This window comes from Streptomyces sp. NPDC034049, assembly GCF_055575575.1.
In genome coordinates this window covers 1-19,233 of record NZ_JBVISJ010000011.1, presented here as the reverse complement: position 1 = coordinate 19,233, position 19,233 = coordinate 1, and the positions used below count along the sequence as shown (strand labels likewise).

The 19,233-nt window shown below is 68.6% G+C and carries 14 protein-coding genes and 3 pseudogenes; 10 read left to right on the top strand and 7 right to left on the bottom strand.

The features are described 5' to 3' along the window. Positions 1–8: 8 nt before the first annotated feature. Positions 9–698 carry a hypothetical protein gene (locus ACZ52C_RS28360; RefSeq protein ID WP_469077430.1) on the top strand — a complete coding sequence of 230 codons (690 nt, stop codon included), beginning with the start codon at positions 9–11 and terminating at the stop codon, positions 696–698. Positions 699–841: 143 nt separating this feature from the next. On the opposite strand, the gene ACZ52C_RS28355 is transcribed toward ACZ52C_RS28360, so the two are convergent. The 6 genes and pseudogenes from ACZ52C_RS28355 to eccCa all read right to left on the bottom strand — a co-directional run. After that, positions 842–1,486 carry a S8 family serine peptidase gene (locus ACZ52C_RS28355; RefSeq protein ID WP_469077598.1) on the bottom strand — a complete coding sequence of 215 codons (645 nt, stop codon included), beginning with the start codon at positions 1,484–1,486 and terminating at the stop codon, positions 842–844. 64 nt (positions 1,487–1,550) lie between these two features. Further along, positions 1,551–1,598 (bottom strand): annotated as a pseudogene (locus ACZ52C_RS28350) (hypothetical protein); the annotation flags it as partial. Positions 1,599–1,713: 115 nt separating this feature from the next. Next, positions 1,714–2,100 (bottom strand): annotated as a pseudogene (locus tag ACZ52C_RS28345) (S8 family serine peptidase); the annotation flags it as partial. A 1,471-nt stretch (positions 2,101–3,571) separates the two neighbouring features. Further along, complete coding sequence (locus tag ACZ52C_RS28340; protein ID WP_469077429.1) at positions 3,572–3,805, bottom strand: hypothetical protein; 234 nt, start codon at positions 3,803–3,805, stop codon at positions 3,572–3,574. Beyond that, positions 3,805–4,233 carry a hypothetical protein gene (locus tag ACZ52C_RS28335; RefSeq protein ID WP_469077428.1) on the bottom strand — a complete coding sequence of 143 codons (429 nt, stop codon included), beginning with the start codon at positions 4,231–4,233 and terminating at the stop codon, positions 3,805–3,807. Before ACZ52C_RS28335 ends, ACZ52C_RS28340 begins: the two co-directional genes overlap by 1 nt. 35 nt (positions 4,234–4,268) lie before the next feature. Continuing rightward, positions 4,269–7,217 (bottom strand): annotated as a pseudogene (gene eccCa, locus ACZ52C_RS28330) (type VII secretion protein EccCa); the annotation flags it as partial. An 8-nt stretch (positions 7,218–7,225) separates the two neighbouring features. Here eccCa and eccD point away from each other — a divergent pair. From eccD to ACZ52C_RS28300, 6 genes are all read left to right on the top strand, one after another. Then, the gene (gene eccD, locus ACZ52C_RS28325) at positions 7,226–8,617 is read left to right on the top strand and encodes a type VII secretion integral membrane protein EccD (protein WP_469077427.1); all 1,392 of its coding nucleotides are present in this window, start codon (positions 7,226–7,228) and stop codon (positions 8,615–8,617) included. A gap of 195 nt (positions 8,618–8,812) precedes the next feature. After that, positions 8,813–9,100: a 30S ribosomal protein S15 gene (gene rpsO / locus ACZ52C_RS28320; protein ID WP_030041128.1), complete on the top strand. Its 288-nt coding sequence runs from the start codon at positions 8,813–8,815 to the stop codon at positions 9,098–9,100. A 415-nt stretch (positions 9,101–9,515) separates the two neighbouring features. Next, entirely contained in the window at positions 9,516–11,735 is a 2,220-nt protein-coding gene (locus ACZ52C_RS28315; protein WP_469077426.1) for a polyribonucleotide nucleotidyltransferase, read from the top strand. Further along, positions 11,732–13,111: a M16 family metallopeptidase gene (locus tag ACZ52C_RS28310; protein WP_469077425.1), complete on the top strand. Its 1,380-nt coding sequence runs from the start codon at positions 11,732–11,734 to the stop codon at positions 13,109–13,111. The genes ACZ52C_RS28315 and ACZ52C_RS28310 overlap by 4 nt, the downstream gene beginning before the upstream one ends. A gap of 21 nt (positions 13,112–13,132) precedes the next feature. Next, the gene (gene dapB / locus ACZ52C_RS28305; protein ID WP_469077424.1) at positions 13,133–13,885 is read left to right on the top strand and encodes a 4-hydroxy-tetrahydrodipicolinate reductase; all 753 of its coding nucleotides are present in this window, start codon (positions 13,133–13,135) and stop codon (positions 13,883–13,885) included. Positions 13,886–13,902: 17 nt separating this feature from the next. Next, positions 13,903–14,358: a tetratricopeptide repeat protein gene (locus tag ACZ52C_RS28300; RefSeq protein WP_469077423.1), complete on the top strand. Its 456-nt coding sequence runs from the start codon at positions 13,903–13,905 to the stop codon at positions 14,356–14,358. Positions 14,359–14,454: 96 nt separating this feature from the next. On the opposite strand, the gene ACZ52C_RS28295 is transcribed toward ACZ52C_RS28300, so the two are convergent. Then, positions 14,455–15,012 (bottom strand): hypothetical protein, encoded by a 558-nt coding sequence (locus ACZ52C_RS28295; RefSeq protein ID WP_469077422.1) that lies wholly within the window; start codon positions 15,010–15,012, stop codon positions 14,455–14,457. Between the two features lie 190 nt (positions 15,013–15,202). Between ACZ52C_RS28295 and thyX the strand changes: the two genes are divergently transcribed. The 3 genes from thyX (at position 15,203) to ACZ52C_RS28280 (ending at position 18,890) form a co-directional block, all read left to right on the top strand. Further along, on the top strand, positions 15,203–15,943 hold the full coding sequence (gene thyX / locus ACZ52C_RS28290; protein WP_469077421.1) for an FAD-dependent thymidylate synthase: 741 nt from the start codon (positions 15,203–15,205) through the stop codon (positions 15,941–15,943). A 211-nt stretch (positions 15,944–16,154) separates the two neighbouring features. Then, the gene (dapA, locus tag ACZ52C_RS28285) at positions 16,155–17,054 is read left to right on the top strand and encodes a 4-hydroxy-tetrahydrodipicolinate synthase (RefSeq protein WP_469077420.1); all 900 of its coding nucleotides are present in this window, start codon (positions 16,155–16,157) and stop codon (positions 17,052–17,054) included. 150 nt (positions 17,055–17,204) lie between these two features. Then, positions 17,205–18,890: a ribonuclease J gene (locus ACZ52C_RS28280; RefSeq protein ID WP_469077419.1), complete on the top strand. Its 1,686-nt coding sequence runs from the start codon at positions 17,205–17,207 to the stop codon at positions 18,888–18,890. Positions 18,891–19,233: the final 343 nt, after the last annotated feature.

Genomic DNA, 19,233 nt, shown 5'->3' with positions numbered 1-19,233 from the left:
ACCTAAGGATGCGGACAGTGATCAGTCGTAGGTCAGTACGCGGGGGAATCCTCTCCGCGGCCGTGGCCGGCTCGTTGTTTCTCGGGGTCACGGGTTGTGGAGGGGACGGGGACGAGAACGGAGTTCCGGACGATTACAAGGTCGTTGCGGGGACACAACTCTGCGGTGGCGACGCCATGTCCGCCGACGCGTCCAAGGCACTGAAGGTGATCACGGGGTCGTCGCGGTTCGAGGCCTCGGCAGAGAGGTACACCATCGCGCGAGCCGCGACGACCATTGTCGAGACGTTCTATGACCCCAACGAGTATCGCGGGGACGTCTGCCGTGTTTACACGCCAACCGACACGCCGGATTTCGACCTCAGAATCACTTGGAGGCGGGTCGACACCGCTGCGACGGGCACCCCCGCCTCGGAGTTCACCGTGCTGAAGATGGGGGAGCGGGCCCTGACAGCGGCGGACAAGGCGTACGTCCAGTTCGCGTGCAAGAGCGACAAGCTGGGTGGCTCGTCCGATGAGGCCCACATCGAGATCGGCGTGGAGCACCGGGATCCATTTCATGAACCCGAGGGTGACATCAAGGCGTTGAGGAATGCCTACGCGACCGTAGCCCACTCCGTCTCGCTGGCCATGGCCAAAGAACTGCGCTGCGAGAAGAACGGCGGGCTTCCCACGAAGCCCGTGCTGGAACCCGCGTAGCCCCGAGTCGGCAACCTGAAGCCAGACCAGCCGCACTGCGGCGTGAAGCGGGCAATCGTCGCATTCGAAGGACGCGGAGACCTCTTCGCTGACGGCAGTTGCTTGTTGACTGGACGGTTGATGGCTGCTTGGGGCTGACGAGTTCAGGAGGACGGACCTTGCCCGGGTGGTTGTCCGTAGCCGTAGGGGGAGTCCGCGGTTCGCTGCGGCGGCCCGTAAGCTCCGTGTGTCTGGTGGGGGAACTGGGCCGGTTGCGTGTACATGGGTGCCAGTGTTGGTGCCGTGGGTGCCGTTGGGTGTTTACGCCGGGCGCGAATCAGGGTGACGGAAATGGCCGTGCTTAGCAAAGCAACGGCTCCTATGCCTAGACCGATCCATAGGGTCGCATTGCCATCGCTTGGGGCAGCTGTGGTGGTCTTAGGGCCATCTGCCACTTCTTCTGCCTTGTTATCCCCAGAGGGGCCGTCAGGCGTCGTTTCCTCGGTCGAAGGAGAGGCCGAAGCAGCCGCAGCGAGGTCGGGCAGCGGATACTCGTCGGCGGGTCCGGGGTCGCCAGGGTTCTGTAGCGCGATACGAGGACGAACCATGCCGTAACCGGTCGCGTTGTTCCAGGTCCACTTCTCCTTGTTGCCCTTCATCGTGTTGATCAGGACACGCAGGACCTGGTTGTTCGTCCAGGTCGGGTGTTTCGACCAGATGAGGGCGGCGGATGCCGAGGCGATGGCGGTGGCGTCGCTGGTTCCGTCGGAGTTGCAGACCTGAGTTCCGCCTAGGCACGCATGGACCATCCTCAGGGGCAGCGATGTCCACCTGCGATCCCCACTGGGAGAAAGAGCTGCGGTCAAGTGCCTCATTGATGGCTCCCACACCGATGACACCAGGTGTGGCTGCTGGGTACATAGGCTGGTTGTCTTTGTCTCCGCGGTTTCCGACACCGGCGAAGATCAATTTTGCCCTTGGTGAGGGCGTACTTCACAGCTGCAGCGAGTTCCGGCGTCCCGACGTTCTGCGTCCCCGGACTGTTTTCACTGGCCATGGAAATGTTGATGATCTGAGCTTTGGAGTCTGCCGCGAATCGGATCGCCTCTGTCATCTTTCTGGAGTACTCGGCGTTTGTATCCGCCTTTCCCCAGTCTTCGGTGGCGTACCTCATGCGGATGGGGAGGATCTGCACCCCTGGTGCGAGGCCGTAGGAGCCGTTGAGCTCCCCGCGCGCGCCCGTGGCCGCGATGAGCGCGGCTACGCCAGTGCCATGCCCTTCAAGGTCGGTTTTTTCGTCTCCGGACTGCTTCGAGTGGTTCTTACCGTCAAGGACCTGGCCTTTGAGGTCGGCCAAACTGTCATCGACTCCGGAGTCGATGACAGCAACGGTTATGCCCCGCCCGGTGCTGATCTTCCACATCTCGTCGGCCTGCATGGCATCCAGGTGCCACTGCCGGGAGCGAATTGAGTCGGCATGCGCAGGAGTTGGGGTGATACCCACCAGCAGCAGTCCGAGGGCACCTGCGACTACCGACGCGGGTCGCGCCATCTGCTTACTGATGGTTCGCATGTGCCTTCCAGGGTCGCAACCGAACGAGAAGTCAGTCCACAACTGGTGGCAGCGGGCGACGATTGCCGCGCTGCCAGGTCTCCTCGTCCTCGGTCAGATAGTCGGGTCGATCGCTGTGACGGGGGTCGCGTCGTGGTGATGACGAACTGGCCGCGTGCGCAGCTGTGCCGTTGGGGCGCTGCGTGGACCCCTGTGCAGGTGAGGTATTACCGGCATGCCGAGTGAGCTCCGATTCTCCTGGGGTGAAAGGACGGGATCCGCCATTGCCAGGCTGGTTCGGACGGTTGCCGAACATTCCGTCGGTCTCCGACGCCAGACGTCGGCCAGTGGATACACCATTGCTGTGCCTGGCACCTGAATTGCTTCCGGCAGGCATGCCAGGAGTGAGACCACGCCCCATCGCCGTATGCCCCTGCGTGCCTTCGCCGATGACGGTCCCCCTCGGGAGGGCCCCGGTCGGACGGCCTGAGGTAGGGGGCACAGGGCGTCCCCCCACGATTCCGGTCTCGCGCGGCAAGCGAGCACTGCCGTTGGCCATGCCCTGACCCGGCTGGAACGGTGCGCGAGTGGCCGACGGAACGCGGCCCGGGGTATTTGGCCCAGTGCCGGTCCTGTCGTTGAAGGGCGGGATCCCGACCGGTTGCGAGGGAAGACGTGTGTCGGGACGCTCTGACCCGCCAGGGATAACCGGAGGCTGGGTGAGGTCTGGCCCTGGGGATTTCGGGAGAGTGTTCAGGCCGTCAAGACCCATGGTGACCGGCTCAGAACGAGAAATCCGTTCCTTGCCCGGCACAGTTGGGGTCGACTGCGAAGTGGATTCGCGTTCGCGGCCGTTGAGACCAGAAGCAGTGGGTGAACCTGTTCCGTTGCCACTTCCACCGGACAGAGAAGTGGTCGATTCGTACTGATTACCACCGCCCGTCCACTCACCACGGTTCATGCTCTTTGCTGGCGGCACAAACGTAGGCGGCTCCACCCCATTAACCTGCGCAGCCGACTGCTGATAAGTCTGCGCCAGCTTCCGCATCTGCTGGGCCGCCTCGTACCGGGCCGCGTCGATGCGGCCCTGTGCCGCTGTCGCGTCGGACTGGGCGGTCTGGGCCAGTTTCCGGGCGTCGGGGTCGTTGCGGGCGCCGGGCTCCTTCGTCGCCGCGAGGGACTTCTCCGCGGTCCGCAGGTCCGCCTGCGCGGCCGTGGTCTCGGAGGTGTCCGGCATGACCGCCTTCGCCTCCGCGATCGCCTGGGACACGATGCCCATCCACCGGGAGGCCACCTCGGCGTACTCACCGAGATGCAGCGTGGCGCTCGCCGTCTGCCCACCCTACTCGCGGAAGGTGTCGCCGGCCTCGCCCTGCCACTCCAGGCCCTTGACGTACGTCATCAGGTCGTCGCCGATCTTGGTGATCGTCGAGGCGGCCCTGGAGAGCTTGGCGGCGAGATCGTAGGCGCTCTCGGAGTTCGCCGAGTTGAGCATGGCCACCAGCTGGGCGTGGGTCATCGACTCGAAGTCGGTGTGCTGGGGCATGGGTTGTCTGCGCGCGGGCTGCTCGCTCATTACAGGCCCTTCTCCTCTTCGGAGATCTCAGCGACCGGCTTGTCCTGGCGCCGCGCGTACGGATCCCGGTCGACGTCGTAGTACTTGTCGACCTCCGCGTTGACCGCCCACATCCGCGCCTTGATGTCCTCGTCCAGATTCTCGAAGCCCACCCGGGACGCGTGCACGGCCAGCCCCACTCCCTCGATCTGCGCGCTGAGCGCCTTCGAGAGGTTCTCCAACTCGTCGTGGACGATGGCGTACGACTCGTAGAGGAACTGTGCTTCCTTGAAGTCGGCGGACCCCAGCTGGGCACGGGTGAGGCGGTCCTGGCCGACCTTGTCGGGAGAGGCTTCGGACTTGCCCAGCACGATCAGCAGGTCGTCGACGCGCTTCTTGAAGTCCTTCATGGCGTCGTGCTGGATGTCCAGTGCCATCTGGGGGTTCACGCCGTACAGGCTGTCGAAGGACTTCCCGGTGTCCGGCGCGGCGCCCCCGCCGCATTGCGGGCGATGATGAACTTGACGCCCACGTCACGCGCGAAGGGCAGATGCTCCACGAGGCCCGACAGCGGGTTCCCGGAGTTCGTGGCGACCAGTTCGTAGTCGTCGACGATGACGAACAGCTGCGGACCGCTCCACCAGCTGCGGTCACGCAACTGCCGCGGGGTGATGTCGGGCTTGGGCGCGTGCATCTCCATGAACTGCCGAATGGCATCCATGTGGACGTCCATCGCGGACGCCATCGGCGCGTACTCCAGCAAATGGTCCTCGGAGACCGCCTCCAGCATCGTCCTGCGGTAGTCACCGACGACGATCCGGGCCTCCGAGGGCGTGTACCGCTCGGCGATCTGCTTCGCGATCAGCCGCAGCAGGTTCGTCTTGCCGGACTCGCTCTCCCCGAAGACCAGGAAGAAGGGGTCCGTGTCGAAGTCGATGAACACCGGTTCGAGGTTTGCCTCGTCGATGCCGATCGCGATGCCGTGCTGCGGGAACTCGAAGCCCTTGGGCAGCTGATCGGCCGGCAGCCTGCGCGGCAGCAGACGGACCGTCGGGGCCGCGGGGCCCTGCCAGTTGCCCTCGACCGCCCGCACCAGCTGGGCCGTGGCATCCGACAGACCTTCCGCGTCCGAGGAGGAGTCGATACGCGGCAGCGCCGTCATGAAGTGCAACTTCTCCGCCACCTGACCACGGCCCGGCACGCCCGCCGGGACGTTCGCCGCCACCCTGCGGTCGAACTCGGAGTCCATGACATCACCGAGGCGCAGCTCCAGCCGGCCCAGGATCTGGTCCTTGAGTGCGGACCGCACCTCCATGTAGCGCGAGGCGGAGAGGACGACATGGATGCCGTAGCCGAGTCCGCGCCCCGCGATGTCGTGGACGATGCCTTCGAGACCCTCGTAGTCGCCCTTGAAGTGGCCCCAGCCGTCGATGACCAGGAAGACGTCGCCCCAGGCCTCGCCGGGCAGTTCGCCCGCCGCGCGCCTGCGACGGTACGTGCCGATGGAGTCGATGCCGTTCGTGCGGAACAGCTGCTCGCGGCGGTTGAGGATGCCCGCCACCTCCGCGACCGTACGGCGGACCCGCTCGGGGTCCAGCCGGGAGGCGACCCCGCCGACGTGCGGCAGGTCCGACAGACCTCCGGGCCGGCGGCTCGGTACGCACCGGACACATACGCCGCCTTGAAGCGGGTCATCTCGTCCGTACCGAACTTCAGATACCCGGAACCGGGCACGGACGGCAGGTGGTAGGCGTCCGGAACCCCCAGCGCGGCCCGCGACTCCGCGGCAGAGAAGGTCCGCAGGCCGATGCGGTACGACAGGTACGTGTCCAGCCCGCGCAGCCGGCCCTCCTCCAGGCGCTGCGAGGCGAGCAGCAGATGCACCCCCAGGGAGCGGCCGATGCGGCCGATCTGGATGAACATGTCGATGAAGTCGGGCTTGGCCGTGAGGAGTTCGCTGAACTCGTCGATCACGAGGACGAGCGAGGCCAGCGGCTCCAGCGGCGCGCCGGCGGCCCGCGCCTTCTCGTAGCCGTGGATGCCCGCGTGGTTGCCCGCCGAGCGCAGCAGTTCCTGACGGCGCTGGAGTTCGCCGCGGATCGCGTCGCCCATGCGGTCGACGAGGGTCAGGTCGTCGGAGAGGTTGGTGATGACGGCGGCGACGTGCGGCATCTGGGACATGCCGGCGAAGGTGGCGCCGCCCTTGAAGTCCGCGAGGACGAAGTTCAGTGTCTCGGAGGAGTGGGTGACCGCGAGACCCAGCACCAGGGTGCGCAGCAGCTCCGACTTGCCGGATCCGGTCGCGCCCACGCACAGGCCGTGCGGGCCCATACCGTCCTGCGCTGCCTCCTTGAGGTCCAGCATCACCGGGCCGGCCGTCCTCGCCGACCCCGATGGGCACCCGCAGCCGCTCCGGCGTCGACCGCGGCCGCCAGGTGCGGGTGACCTCCACGGAGGCGGCGTCGCCGAGGCCGAGCAGATCGGTGAAGTCCAGGTTGGCGAGCAGCGGTTCGTCGTCGTTCCCGCCGCCCATGCGCAGGGGGGCGAGCTGCCGGGCGAGGGCCTCGGCCGCGGGCAGGGACAGTCCGTCGGGCGTGCCCTCGTAGACGACGTCGGCACCGGCGTCCAGCAACAGCCGGTCCGGTCGTACGACGATGGAGAGGCCACCGCGGGGCTGGTCGAGCTCGCCCGGGACCACCTCGACGATCGTCACGCCCTGGAGGCCCTCGGCTGCCGCGAAGGCCGAGGTCGGCGGAACGATGCCACCGTCGAGCACCACCACGATGTGCGGCTGGTCCAGCACCGGCTGGCCGTCCCGGCTGAAGCGGGGGCGGCCTTCGAGGCGGGCCGACAGCAACTGCTCCAGTTCGCCGAGGTCGTCACCGAACAGCCGCCGGGTGCCGGCGCCGTCGAACTGCCCCGTCAACTGGCTGTGCGGCAGCCACTTGGTCCAGTCCCAGCGGCCGACCGCGTTCGGGGCGGCGACCACGGCCAGCAGCAGATCGTCGGGGGAGTGGAGGGTGGTGAGCTGGGCGACCAGGGCGCGCGCCGAGGCCTCAACGCTCTGCGGTTCGCCGGACACCGTCACGTGGTAGAAGGCGCGCATCGACACGGCGACCGGCAGCCCGTCCAGCTGTCCGTGCACGGCGAGGAAGCGCTGCATGGCGCCGGCGCACAGGGGTTCCAGCTCGTCCACGGGTGCGGTCTCGGGAGCCACCAGGGGAGAGGCCAACTGCTGTGGGCCCAGGCCGATCCGCGCCTGCCCGAAGTCCGCGTCCCCGACACGGCGCTCCCACACGCGGCTGCCCTCGGCGACCACCGACCACAACTGCTCGGGAGAGGGGTGCAGATACAGCTGCGCGTCGCGCTGCCTCAGGCCGGTCCTGCGGACCGTACGCCGGCTCGTGGCACCCCGACAGCCGTATCGACGTCGCCCTCCCGGTGGACATCACCATCGCCGACATCTACCCGGAGATCCTGCGGCTGACGGGCCAGACACAGCCGGTCGGCACCCCCACCGGATACCACCTCGTGCGCCGTGACGGCACCGCTCTCGACGGCGCCCGTTCACTGGCCGACGAACGGGTGCTCGACGGCGAGGTCCTGAGCCTGCGCCCCTTCGCCGAGTCGCTGCCACCCGCCGTCCACGACGACGTCTCCGACGCGGTCGCCTCCGCGGTCGTCCGCGACCGCCGTCTGTGGAGCGACGACGTGCTGCGCGTCGCCGGACTGATCGGCGGCGCCCTGCTCCTGCTGCTCGTCGCCTTCCTGCTCCGGCAGGCGGACCCGGTCCGCCACGACATGAGCGGCCCGCCCGGCATCGTCGCGGGCGTCCTCGGCGTGCTCCTGACCGCGTTCGCCGCCGTACGCACACGGGTGTACGGCGATCGCGTCGCCGCGGCGGCCATGGGCCTCGCGGCTCTGCCCCTGCTCCTCCTCGCGGGCTCCGCGATCGTCGGCCCGGCGGACGGACACGGGCCGGGCAGGCTCCAGTTCATGCTCGGCTGCGTGGCGGTGCTGGTCGCGTCCGTCGCCCTCGTCGCGCTCGCCCCGGGCGGCGACGCCGTGTTCGTGGCCAGCACCTTCGCGGCGGCGGTCGGCGCCGTGGCCACCTTCGTCGCGATCGTCACCGGGGGTTCCGCCACCGACATCGCCGCGGTGTGCGCCCCGCTCGCCATCGGCCTGGTCGCCTTCCTCCCCGGCCTGTCCGCCCGCTTCGCGCGGCTGCCGATCGGTTACGCCTCGCCGCGCTCCGCCACGTACGAGGACTTCGACCCGGACCCTGCCCAGGGCCCGGACACCGAACCCCTCGACGCCGAGCGCATCGCCGCACAGGCCCGGCGCGGACACGAGATGCTGCTGGGCCTCGTCGGCGGCACGTCCGTCGTGGTGGTCGCCTCCACCGCCGTGCTCGGTTTCTCCGACGACCTGTGGGGTCAGCTGCTGGGCCTCGCCGCCGGTCTCGCCATGCTGATCCGGGCCCGTCTGTTCCGCTACACCTCGCAGGTGGTCTGCGCCCTCGTCGCCGGTGTCGCGGCCCTCGCGCTCCTGCTGGCCGGGCTCGCGCTGAACCCGCCGGCGGAGGCCCTCACCGAGTTCGTGCTCCACGACGACCGGGGGGCCCTGGACCTCCGCACCATCTGGCTCACGGCCGCCGTCGCCGCGGGAGCCGCGCTGCTCACCGCGATCGGCCTGATCATCCCCCAGAAGGGACTCTCCCCCTTCTGGGGCCGCCTCCTCGACATCGCCGAGGCGTTCGTTCTGCTCACCCTGGTCCCGCTGTGCCTGGCGGTCCTGGGCGTCCTCACGACGGTCCGGTCGCTGACCGGCTGAGGGGGCCCGACCGCACGGCCGAGAGCGTCCCACCAGCCTGGTACCCTTGCTGCGGCCGTCTGTGTTCGCACCCGGGCTCCCTGAGGGGATCCGGAGACCGCGCCGACGGATCCCGCCACCAGAGTCACGTAAGCCCCCCTGAGAAGCAGACCAGGGGCACTCGGTGGCATCAATGAGACTCATGAGGAGTATCGCGTGTCGCTCGACGCCGCTACGAAGAAGCAGATCATCAGCGAGTTCGGTACCAAGGAGGGCGACACCGGCTCCCCCGAGGTCCAGGTCGCGATGCTTTCCCGCCGTATCTCGGACCTGACCGAGCACCTCAAGACCCACAAGCACGACCACCACTCCCGCCGTGGTCTGCTGATCCTGGTCGGTCAGCGTCGCCGTCTGCTGCAGTACCTCGCCAAGAAGGACATCCAGCGCTTCCGTGCGCTGGTCGACCGCCTCGGCATCCGCCGCGGTGCGGCGGGCGCCAAGTAGGACGCCGTGCAGGGGAGCGGTTCCCGGGAGAATGGGGACCGCTCCCTTTGCTGTACGCATCCGCACGGCGCCCGCCGGCCCCCGGCGCGATCACGCCGGAAGGGGGCGCGCGGCCCCGCCGTACGCGGGACGTACGGGCGGGAACGTGCGGAGTGTCACCACCCCTTTGTAGTGTGGTAGCACAACGCAAGAGGCACGACACAGCGTGAGGACGCCCGGGCACGGGCGTTCCACGCACACACCGAACGAGGAGAAGCGCACCTCGCCGCCGCCGGTCCTCGGTAGTGGCCCCCGGGGAATTGCGACCCCCGAGGGCTTCGATCGAAGACCGGCCCGCACCAGACGGCGCGCTTCTCCGCCACCGTCCCCCTGCCACACGGGCGGGACCAGGGACGAAGACGAGGAGAATTTGCTAGTGGAGAACGAGACCCACTACGCCGAGGCCGTCATCGACAACGGTTCCTTCGGCACCCGCACCATCCGCTTCGAGACGGGCCGTCTGGCCAAGCAGGCCGCCGGCTCCGCCGTCGCGTACCTGGACGACGACACCATGGTGCTGTCGGCCACCACCGCCTCCAAGAACCCCAAGGACCAGCTCGACTTCTTCCCCCTCACGGTGGACGTCGAGGAGCGGATGTACGCCGCCGGCAAGATCCCCGGCAGCTTCTTCCGCCGTGAGGGCCGTCCCTCCGAGGACGCCATCCTCACCTGCCGCCTCATCGACCGCCCGCTGCGCCCGTCCTTCAAGAAGGGCCTGCGCAACGAGATCCAGGTCGTCGCCACGATCATGGCGCTCAACCCCGACCACCTGTACGACGTCGTGGCGATCAACGCCGCCTCCGCGTCCACGCAGCTGGCGGGTCTGCCCTTCTCCGGCCCGATCGGCGGCGTCCGCGTCGCGCTGATCAACGGCCAGTGGGTGGCCTTCCCGACGCACTCCGAGCTCGAGGACGCCGTCTTCGACATGGTCGTCGCGGGCCGCACCCTGGAGGACGGCGACGTCGCGATCATGATGGTCGAGGCCGAGGCCACCGAGAAGACCATCCAGCTGGTCAAGGGCGGCGCCGAGGCGCCGACCGAGGAGGTCGTCGCCGCCGGTCTGGACGCCGCGAAGCCCTTCATCAAGGTCCTCTGCAAGGCCCAGGCCGACCTCGCCGCGAAGGCCGCCAAGCCCACCGGCGAGTTCCCGATCTTCCTCGACTACCAGGACGACGTCCTGGAGGCCCTCACGGCCGCCGTCAAGGACGAGCTCGCCCAGGCGCTCACCATCGCCGGCAAGCAGGAGCGCGAGTCCGAGCTGGACCGCGTCAAGGCGCTCGCCGCCGAGAAGCTGCTCCCGCAGTTCGAGGGCCGCGAGAAGGAGATCTCCGCCGCGTACCGCTCGCTGACCAAGTCCCTGGTCCGTGAGCGCGTCATCAAGGAGAAGAAGCGCATCGACGGCCGCGGCGTCACGGACATCCGTACGCTCGCCGCCGAGGTCGAGGCCATCCCGCGTGTGCACGGCTCCGCCGTGTTCGAGCGTGGCGAGACCCAGATCCTGGGCGTCACCACCCTCAACATGCTCCGCATGGAGCAGCAGCTGGACACCCTCTCCCCGGTGACCCGCAAGCGCTACATGCACAACTACAACTTCCCGCCGTACTCCACCGGCGAGACCGGCCGCGTCGGCTCCCCGAAGCGCCGCGAGATCGGCCACGGCGCCCTCGCCGAGCGCGCCCTCGTCCCGGTCCTGCCGACGCGCGAGGAGTTCCCCTACGCGATCCGCCAGGTGTCCGAGGCGCTCAGCTCCAACGGCTCGACCTCCATGGGCTCGGTCTGCGCCTCCACCATGTCGCTGCTGAACGCCGGTGTGCCGCTGAAGGCCCCCGTCGCCGGTATCGCCATGGGCCTGATCTCCCAGGAGATCGAGGGCGAGACGCACTACGTCACCCTCACCGACATCCTCGGTGCGGAGGACGCCTTCGGCGACATGGACTTCAAGGTCGCCGGCACCAAGGAGTTCGTCACCGCCCTCCAGCTCGACACCAAGCTGGACGGCATCCCGGCCTCCGTCCTGGCCGCCGCCCTCAAGCAGGCCCGTGACGCCCGCCTCCACATCCTCGACGTGATGATGGAAGCGATCGACACGCCGGACGAGATGTCCCCGAACGCCCCGCGGATCATCACCGTCAAGATCCCCGTGGACAAGATCGGCGAGGTCATCGGCCCCAAGGGCAAGATGATCAACCAGATCCAGGAGGACACCGGCGCCGACATCACGATCGAGGACGACGGCACGATCTACATCGGCGCGGTCGACGGACCGTCCGCCGAGGCCGCCCGCGCCACGATCAACGGCATCGCCAACCCGACCATGCCGGAGGTCGGCGAGCGCTACCTGGGCACGGTCGTGAAGACGACCACCTTCGGTGCGTTCGTGTCGCTACTCCCGGGCAAGGACGGTCTGCTGCACATCTCGCAGATCCGTAAGCTCGCCGGCGGCAAGCGCGTGGAGAACGTCGAGGACGTCCTCGGCGTGGGCGCGAAGGTCCAGGTCGAGATCGCCGAGATCGACTCCCGCGGCAAGCTCTCCCTGATCCCCGTGATCGAGGGCGAGGACGGTTCTGAGGACAAGAAGGACGACGGCGACAAGTGACGTCCCGTAGCTCCAAGGCGACGGCCCGCACCTCCACGGAGGCGCGGGCCGTCGCCCGTACCCAAACCCTGATCAAGGGCAGAGACGGCATCGGCACGGTCCGCAAGACCACCCTCCCGGGCGGCCTGCGCATCGTCACCGAGACCCTGCCGTCCGTGCGCTCCGCCACCTTCGGCATCTGGGCGCACGTCGGCTCCCGCGACGAGACACCCGCGCTGAACGGCGCCACGCACTATCTGGAGCACCTGCTCTTCAAGGGCACCGCCCGCCGCAGCGCGCTCGACATATCGTCCGCGATCGACGCGGTCGGCGGCGAGATGAACGCGTTCACGGCAAAGGAGTACACGTGCTACTACGCGCGCGTGCTCGACACCGACCTGCCGCTGGCCATCGACACGGTCTGCGACATGCTCACCGGCTCGCTCATCCGTGAGGAGGACGTCGACGTCGAACGCGGCGCCATCCTCGAGGAGATCGCGATGACCGAGGACGACCCGGGCGACTGTGTGCACGACCTGTTCGCGCACACCATGTTCGGCGACACCCCGCTCGGCCGCCCGGTCCTCGGCACCGTCGACACGGTCAACGCCCTCAGCGCCGACCGCATCCGCCGGTTCTACAAGAAGCACTACGACCCCACCCACCTGGTGGTCGCCTGCGCCGGCAACATCGACCACAACAAGGTCGTACGCCAGGTCCGTGCCGCCTTCGAGAGCGCCGGCGCCCTCACCCGCGCCGACGCCACCCCGATCGCCCCGCGCCACGGCAGCCGCAGCCTCCGTACGGCGGGCCGTGTCGAGCTGATCGGCCGCAAGACCGAGCAGGCGCACGTCGTCCTCGGCATGCCCGGCCTCTCCCGCACCGACGAGCGCCGCTGGGCCCTCGGCGTCCTCAACACCGCACTGGGCGGCGGCATGTCCTCCCGCCTCTTCCAGGAGGTCCGGGAGAAGCGCGGCCTCGCCTACAGCGTGTACTCGTACACGTCAGGCTTCGCCGACTGCGGCCTCTTCGGGGTGTACGCCGGCTGCCGCCCGTCCCAGGTCCACGACGTGCTCAAGATCTGCCGCGACGAACTCGACCAGGTCGCCGAGCACGGGCTGCCCGACGAGGAGATCGAGCGCGCCATCGGACAGCTCCGCGGCTCCACGGTCCTCGGCCTGGAGGACACCGGCGCGATCATGAACCGCATCGGCAAGAGCGAGCTGTGCTGGGGCGAGCAGATGTCCGTCGACGAGATGCTGACCCGGATCGCCATGGTGACCCCGGACGAGATCCGTGCCGTGGCCCGCGAGATCCTGGGCCGGCGCCCCTCCCTGTCGGTGATCGGCCCGCTCAAGGACAAACAGGCGTCCCGTCTGCACGAAGCCGTCGCCTAACCCCAGTTAAGGAACCAAGCAATGAGCAAGCTGCGCGTGGCGGTCCTCGGTGCCCGGGGCCGTATCGGCTCCGAGGCCGTACGGGCCGTCGAGGCCGCCGAGGACATGGAGCTGGTCGCCGCCCTGAGCCGGGGCGACAAGCTGGAGACGCTGGCGGAGACCGGCGCCCAGGTGGTCGTCGAACTGACCACGCCCGACTCGGTCATGGACAACCTCGACTACTGCGTGCGCCACGGCATCCACGCGGTCGTCGGTACGACGGGCTGGACCGACGAGCGCCTCGCGCAGCTGAACGGCTGGTTGGCCGGCTCTCCGGAGACCGGTGTGCTCATCGCGCCCAACTTCTCCATCGGCGCCGTCCTGACCATGAAGTTCGCGCAGATCGCCGCCCCGTACTTCGAGTCCGTCGAGGTCGTCGAACTGCACCACCCGAACAAGGTCGACGCCCCCAGCGGCACCGCCACCCGCACCGCCCAGCTCATCGCCGAGGCCCGCCGCGCGGCCGGCACCGCCCCGGCGCCGGACGCCACGGCCACGGCCCTGGAGGGCGCGCGGGGCGCCGACGTCGACGGTGTCCCCGTCCACGCCGTCCGTCTCCGGGGCCTCCTCGCCCACCAGGAGGTCCTGCTCGGCGGCGAGGGCGAGACCCTGACGGTCCGTCATGACTCCCTGCACCACAGCAGCTTCATGCCGGGCATCCTGCTCGGCGCCCGCCGCGTGGTGACCACCCCGGGGCTCACCTTCGGCCTCGAACACTTCCTCGACCTGGGCTGACAGGACCAAGGAACGTCATGCGCGCGAAGATCACCTACGCCGTCACGGCAGCCGTCCTGGTCGTCTACTTCGTCCTGGTCGGCAGCCGCGGGATCCTGCTCATAGAGACCGGCACACCGGTCACGATCGCCTTCGGCGTGGCCGTGCTCGTCCTGCCGGCCATCGGTCTCTGGTTCCTCTGGAAGAACACCCAGTTCGTCCGCAGGGCCAACCAGCTCGCCGCCGAACTCGACGCCGAAGGGGGCCTCCCCGTCGACGAGTTGAAGCGCACCCCGAGCGGCCGCATCGACCGTGACTCGGCCGACGAGGTCTTCGCGCAGCGCAAGGCGGAGACCGAGGACGCGCCCGACGACTGGCGCACCTGGTTCCGGCTCGCCGTCGCCTACCACGACGCCCGCGACACACCCCGGGCCCGCAAGGCCATGCAGCGCGCCATCGCCCTCCACGACGGCAGACCGGCGCCGACCGCCTGACCCGGCGCACCTCCGCACAGCGGTGAGGGGCCGGTCCGCACCCGCGGACCGGCCCCTCACGGCCGTCGTCGACCCTTCGGTGACCTCGGCGTGCGACTACGCGGCGGGCCCGTACTCCGCAGCCCACGCCTCGATGATGTCGGCCGCCCGCTCGAAGGCCTCCGTACGCGCCAGGAAGTCGGCGTTGTGCGTGGTCATCAGCGGCGTCACGTACTCCTGCACACGGTCCCTGCGGACGAGGAGCAGCGCCTGCCCCTGCACGGAGCGCGGCAGCCCGAGCCAGCGCACCGGCTGCTGCACGGTGCGCACCGAGACGCTCGCCTCCCAGGACGCCGTACGGGTCCGGAAGAAGCCCACCTGCCGTACGCCGCGTGCGCTCACCCAGATGCCGACCCGCAGCAGCCGCAGGGCGCAGCCGATGATGAACAGTGCCCCGCCGAAGCAGATCGCGCCCGTCTGCGGTGTCTCGGCCGCCGCGATGATGACCGCGGCGACCAGCACGTACGAGGCGAGCAGCAGCAGCAGCGCGGCCGCGCCGACCCGCCACGGGCCGGGCCGGTAGGGACGCCGCCAGCGGTCGCGGTCCTCGAACGGCAGCGCCTCGTCCACCACCTGGTCGAAGGCGCGGTCGGCGGTCAGGAAGGGCAGGGGCACGGCTGATCCTCACTCGATCCACGCACAGCTATCGCCGGGTGAGGCTACCGAGCCGGACCCCGCCCCACCACTCGCGGGGGTCCAACGGGGGCACAAGAGGGTGCAACCCGGGGCATCCGGGCCCCTTGTCGGTGTCGGCCCGTAGAGTGGGCGCCGCCCGAGAGCAGCCATGGGAAGGACCCTCCGAGCCGTGACCGACACCCCCGTCGACGATCTCAAGCCCAGCTTCCGCAGCGATGTCACCGTCGAGTTGGTGAAGCACAGCGCCGCCGACTCGGACGTGCTCTGGGCCGCCCGCGTCTCCACCGCCGGCGAGCAGTCCCTGGAGGAGCTGCAGAAGGACCCCGAGCGCTCCAAGGGCCTCATCAACTACCTCATGCGGGACCGGCACGGCAGCCCCTTCGAGCACAACTCGATGACCTTCTTCATCAGCGCCCCGATCTTCGTCTTCCGCGAGTTCATGCGCCACCGGGTGGGCTGGTCGTACAACGAGGAGTCCGGGAGGTACCGGGAGCTCCAGCCCGTCTTCTACGTCCCGGACGAGGCCCGCAAGCTCGTCCAGGAGGGCCGTCCCGGCAAGTACGTCTTCGTGGAGGGCACCCAGGCCCAGCAGGAGCTGGTCGGGCGGGTCATGGAGGACTCGTACGTCTACGCGTACGAGGCGTACCAGGAGATGCTGGCCGCCGGGGTCGCCCGCGAGGTGGCCCGCTCGGTCCTCCCGGTCGGGCTCTTCTCCTCGATGTACGCCACCTGCAACGCCCGCTCGCTGATGCACTTCCTCGGCCTGCGCACCCAGCACGAGCTCGCCAGGGTCCCGTCCTTCCCGCAGCGCGAGATCGAGATGGTGGGGGAGCGGATGGAGACCGAGTGGGCGAGGCTCATGCCGCTCACCCACGCGGCGTTCAACGCGAACGGCAGGGTCGCGCCGTAGCGAACCGTCGACTTTCGGCCAGGCACAGATGTGCGGGTCAGCCGAGCGAAGTGTCCGTATTGCGGCATTTCGAGAAGTTCATCTAGCCTGATCAAACGGACCCGGCACTGCTTGAACCCCCGAGCAGGCAGTGCCGGGCTCCGCATTTGTCCGGACTTTTCCTGCCCCCCGAGGGCAGACCGCGTCCTGAGCAGCGAGTAGCGTGTTACCCATGGCTCCGACCTCGACTCCGCAGACCCCCTTCGGGCGGGTCCTCACCGCCATGGTCACGCCCTTCACGGCGGACGGCGCACTCGACCTCGACGGCGCGCAGCGGCTCGCCACCCATCTGGTGGACGCAGGCAACGACGGCCTGGTGGTCAACGGCACCACCGGCGAGTCCCCCACCACCAGTGACGCGGAGAAATCGGACCTGGTACGAGCCGTCCTCGAAGCCGTCGGCGACCGCGCCCACATCATCGCCGGCGTCGGCACCAACGACACCCACCACAGCATGGGGCTGGCCCGCGCCGCAGAGAAGGTCGGCGCCCACGGCCTCCTCGTCGTCACGCCGTACTACAACAAGCCCCCGCAGGAGGGCCTGTACCGCCACTTCAAGGCGATCGCCGACGCCGCCAACCTCCCGGTCATGCTCTACGACATCCCGGGCCGCAGCGGTGTCCCGATCGACACGGAGACGATCGTCCGGCTCGCCGAGCACCCGCGCGTCGTCGCCAACAAGGACGCCAAGGGCGACCTCGGCCGGGCCAGCTGGGCCATCGCCCGCTCCGGCCTCGCCTGGTACTCCGGCGACGACATGCTGAACCTCCCGCTGCTCTCGGTCGGCGCGGTCGGCTTCGTCTCCGTCGTCGGCCACGTCGTCACCCCCGAGCTGCGCGCCCTCGTCGAGGCGTACGCCTCCGGTGACGTCCAGAAGGCCACCGAGATCCACCAGAAGCTGCTCCCGGTCTTCACCGGCATGTTCCGCACCCAGGGCGTGATGACCACCAAGGCAGCGCTCACCCTCCAGGGCCTGCCCGCCGGACCGCTGCGCGCCCCCATGGTGGAACTTTCGCCCGAGGAGACGGCCCAGCTCAAGATCGATCTTGGTGCCGGCGGGGTACAGCTCTAACACCGGACTTCGCCACGCGCGACAACCAGACTTCACAACTGAATAGGCAGGACGAAAGCTCCTGCATCCACATCCACAACTGCTTTTGCACGAACGTCATGCGCGCCACGTGCCACAGAGGTACGTGGCGTGCGTGGTGAGGAGAGTCTTTTGAGTCATCCGCATCCTGAACTCGGCCCGCCGCCGCCGCTCCCGGAAGGTGGCCTCCGGGTCACCCCCCTGGGGGGCCTGGGCGAGATCGGCCGGAACATGACCGTCTTCGAATACGGCGGCCGGCTGCTGATCGTCGACTGCGGGGTGCTCTTCCCCGAGGAGGAGCAGCCCGGAATCGACCTGATCCTGCCGGACTTCTCGTCCGTCAGGGACCGCCTCGACGACATCGAGGGCATCGTCCTCACGCACGGCCACGAGGACCACATCGGCGCTGTCCCGTATCTGCTGCGCGAGAAGCCCGACATCCCGCTGATCGGCTCCAAGCTGACCCTCGCCCTGATCGAGGCGAAGCTCCAGGAGCACCGCATCCGCCCGTACACCCTGGAGGTGGCCGAGGGGAACCGCGAGCGCATCGGCCCCTTCGACTGCGAGTTCGTCGCGGTCAACCACTCCATCCCGGACGCCCTCGCCGTGGCCATCCGCACCCCCGCGGGCATGGTGGTCCACACGGGCGACTTCAAGATGGACCAGCTCCCGCTGGACAACCGCCTCACCGATCTCCACGCGTTCGCACGGCTGAGCGAAGAGGGCATCGACCTCCTTCTCTCCGACTCCACGAACGCGGAGGTGCCGGGGTTCGTTCCTCCCGAGCGCGACATCTCCAACGTCCTGCGGCAGGTGTTCGGCGGCGCCCGGAAGCGGATCATCGTGGCCAGCTTCGCCAGCCACATCCACCGCATCCAGCAGATCCTCGACGCCGCCCACGAGTACGGCCGCCGGGTCGCCTTCGTCGGCCGCTCGATGGTCCGGAACATGGGCATCGCGAGAGACCTGGGCTATCTGAAGGTCCCGCCGGGCCTGGTCGTGGACGTCAAGACGCTCGACGACCTCCCGGACCACGAGATCGTCCTCGTCTGCACGGGATCACAGGGTGAGCCGATGGCGGCCCTGTCCCGCATGGCCAACCGGGACCACCAGATCCGCATCGTCCAGGGCGACACGGTGATCCTGGCCTCGTCGCTGATCCCCGGCAACGAGAACGCGGTCTACCGCGTCATCAACGGCCTGACCCGCTGGGGCGCCAACGTCGTCCACAAGGGCAACGCCAAGGTCCACGTCTCCGGACACGCCTCGGCCGGCGAACTGCTGTACTTCTACAACATCTGCCGCCCGAAGAACCTGATGCCGGTGCACGGCGAATGGCGCCATCTGCGCGCCAACGCGGAACTGGGCGCTCTGACCGGCGTCCCGCACGACCGCATCGTCATCGCCGAGGACGGCGTGGTCGTCGACCTCATCGAGGGCAAGGCCAAGATCTCGGGCAAGGTCCAGGCCGGATATGTGTACGTCGACGGCCTCTCCGTCGGTGACGTGGGCGAGCCGGCGCTCAAGGACCGCAAGATCCTGGGAGACGAGGGCATCATCTCCGTCTTCGTCGTCGTGGACTCCTCCACAGGCAAGATCACCGGTGGTCCGCACATCCAGGCCCGTGGCTCAGGCATCGACGACTCCGCGTTCAGCGCGGTCGCGCCGAAGATCGCCGAGGTCCTGGAGCGGTCGGCACAGGACGGGGTCGTCGAGCCCCACCAGCTGCAGCAACTCATCCGCCGCACCCTCGGCAAGTGGGTCTCCGACACCTACCGCCGCAGGCCGATGATCCTGCCTGTGGTGGTTGAGGTCTGACCGACCGTCAGCGCCTGCTCCGGGGCGGGGCTCCTCGATTTGCATCGGGGCGCCCCGCTCCAGTACGTTTACGGCTCCGCCCAGGGGGGAACCCGGCGCAACTGATGCGCCAGGAGCCACTCCGGACCGGGTGGAAATTCCGACTCAGAACCTCTGATAAAGTCGGAACCGCCGGAAAGGGAAACGCGGAAGCGGAAACCTGGAAAGCACCGAGGAAATCGGATCGGAAAAGGATCTGATAGAGTCGAAAACGCAAGACCGAAGGGAAACTGCCCGGAGGAAAGCCCGAGAGTAGCTTGGGTGAGTACAAAGGAAGCGTCCGTTCCTTGAGAACTCAACAGCG

Bases quoted from the DNA above. Each gene is read 5' to 3' on its own strand.
- ACZ52C_RS28360 (WP_469077430.1), top strand. From the start codon at position 9: ATGCGGACAGTGATCAGTCGTAGGTCAGTACGCGGGGGAATCCTCTCC.
- ACZ52C_RS28355 (WP_469077598.1), bottom strand. From the start codon at position 1,486: ATGGTCCATGCGTGCCTAGGCGGAACTCAGGTCTGCAACTCCGACGGA.
- ACZ52C_RS28340 (WP_469077429.1), bottom strand. From the start codon at position 3,805: ATGAGCGAGCAGCCCGCGCGCAGACAACCCATGCCCCAGCACACCGAC.
- dapB (WP_469077424.1), top strand. From the start codon at position 13,133: ATGAGCAAGCTGCGCGTGGCGGTCCTCGGTGCCCGGGGCCGTATCGGC.
- ACZ52C_RS28300 (WP_469077423.1), top strand. From the start codon at position 13,903: ATGCGCGCGAAGATCACCTACGCCGTCACGGCAGCCGTCCTGGTCGTC.
- dapA (WP_469077420.1), top strand. From the start codon at position 16,155: ATGGCTCCGACCTCGACTCCGCAGACCCCCTTCGGGCGGGTCCTCACC.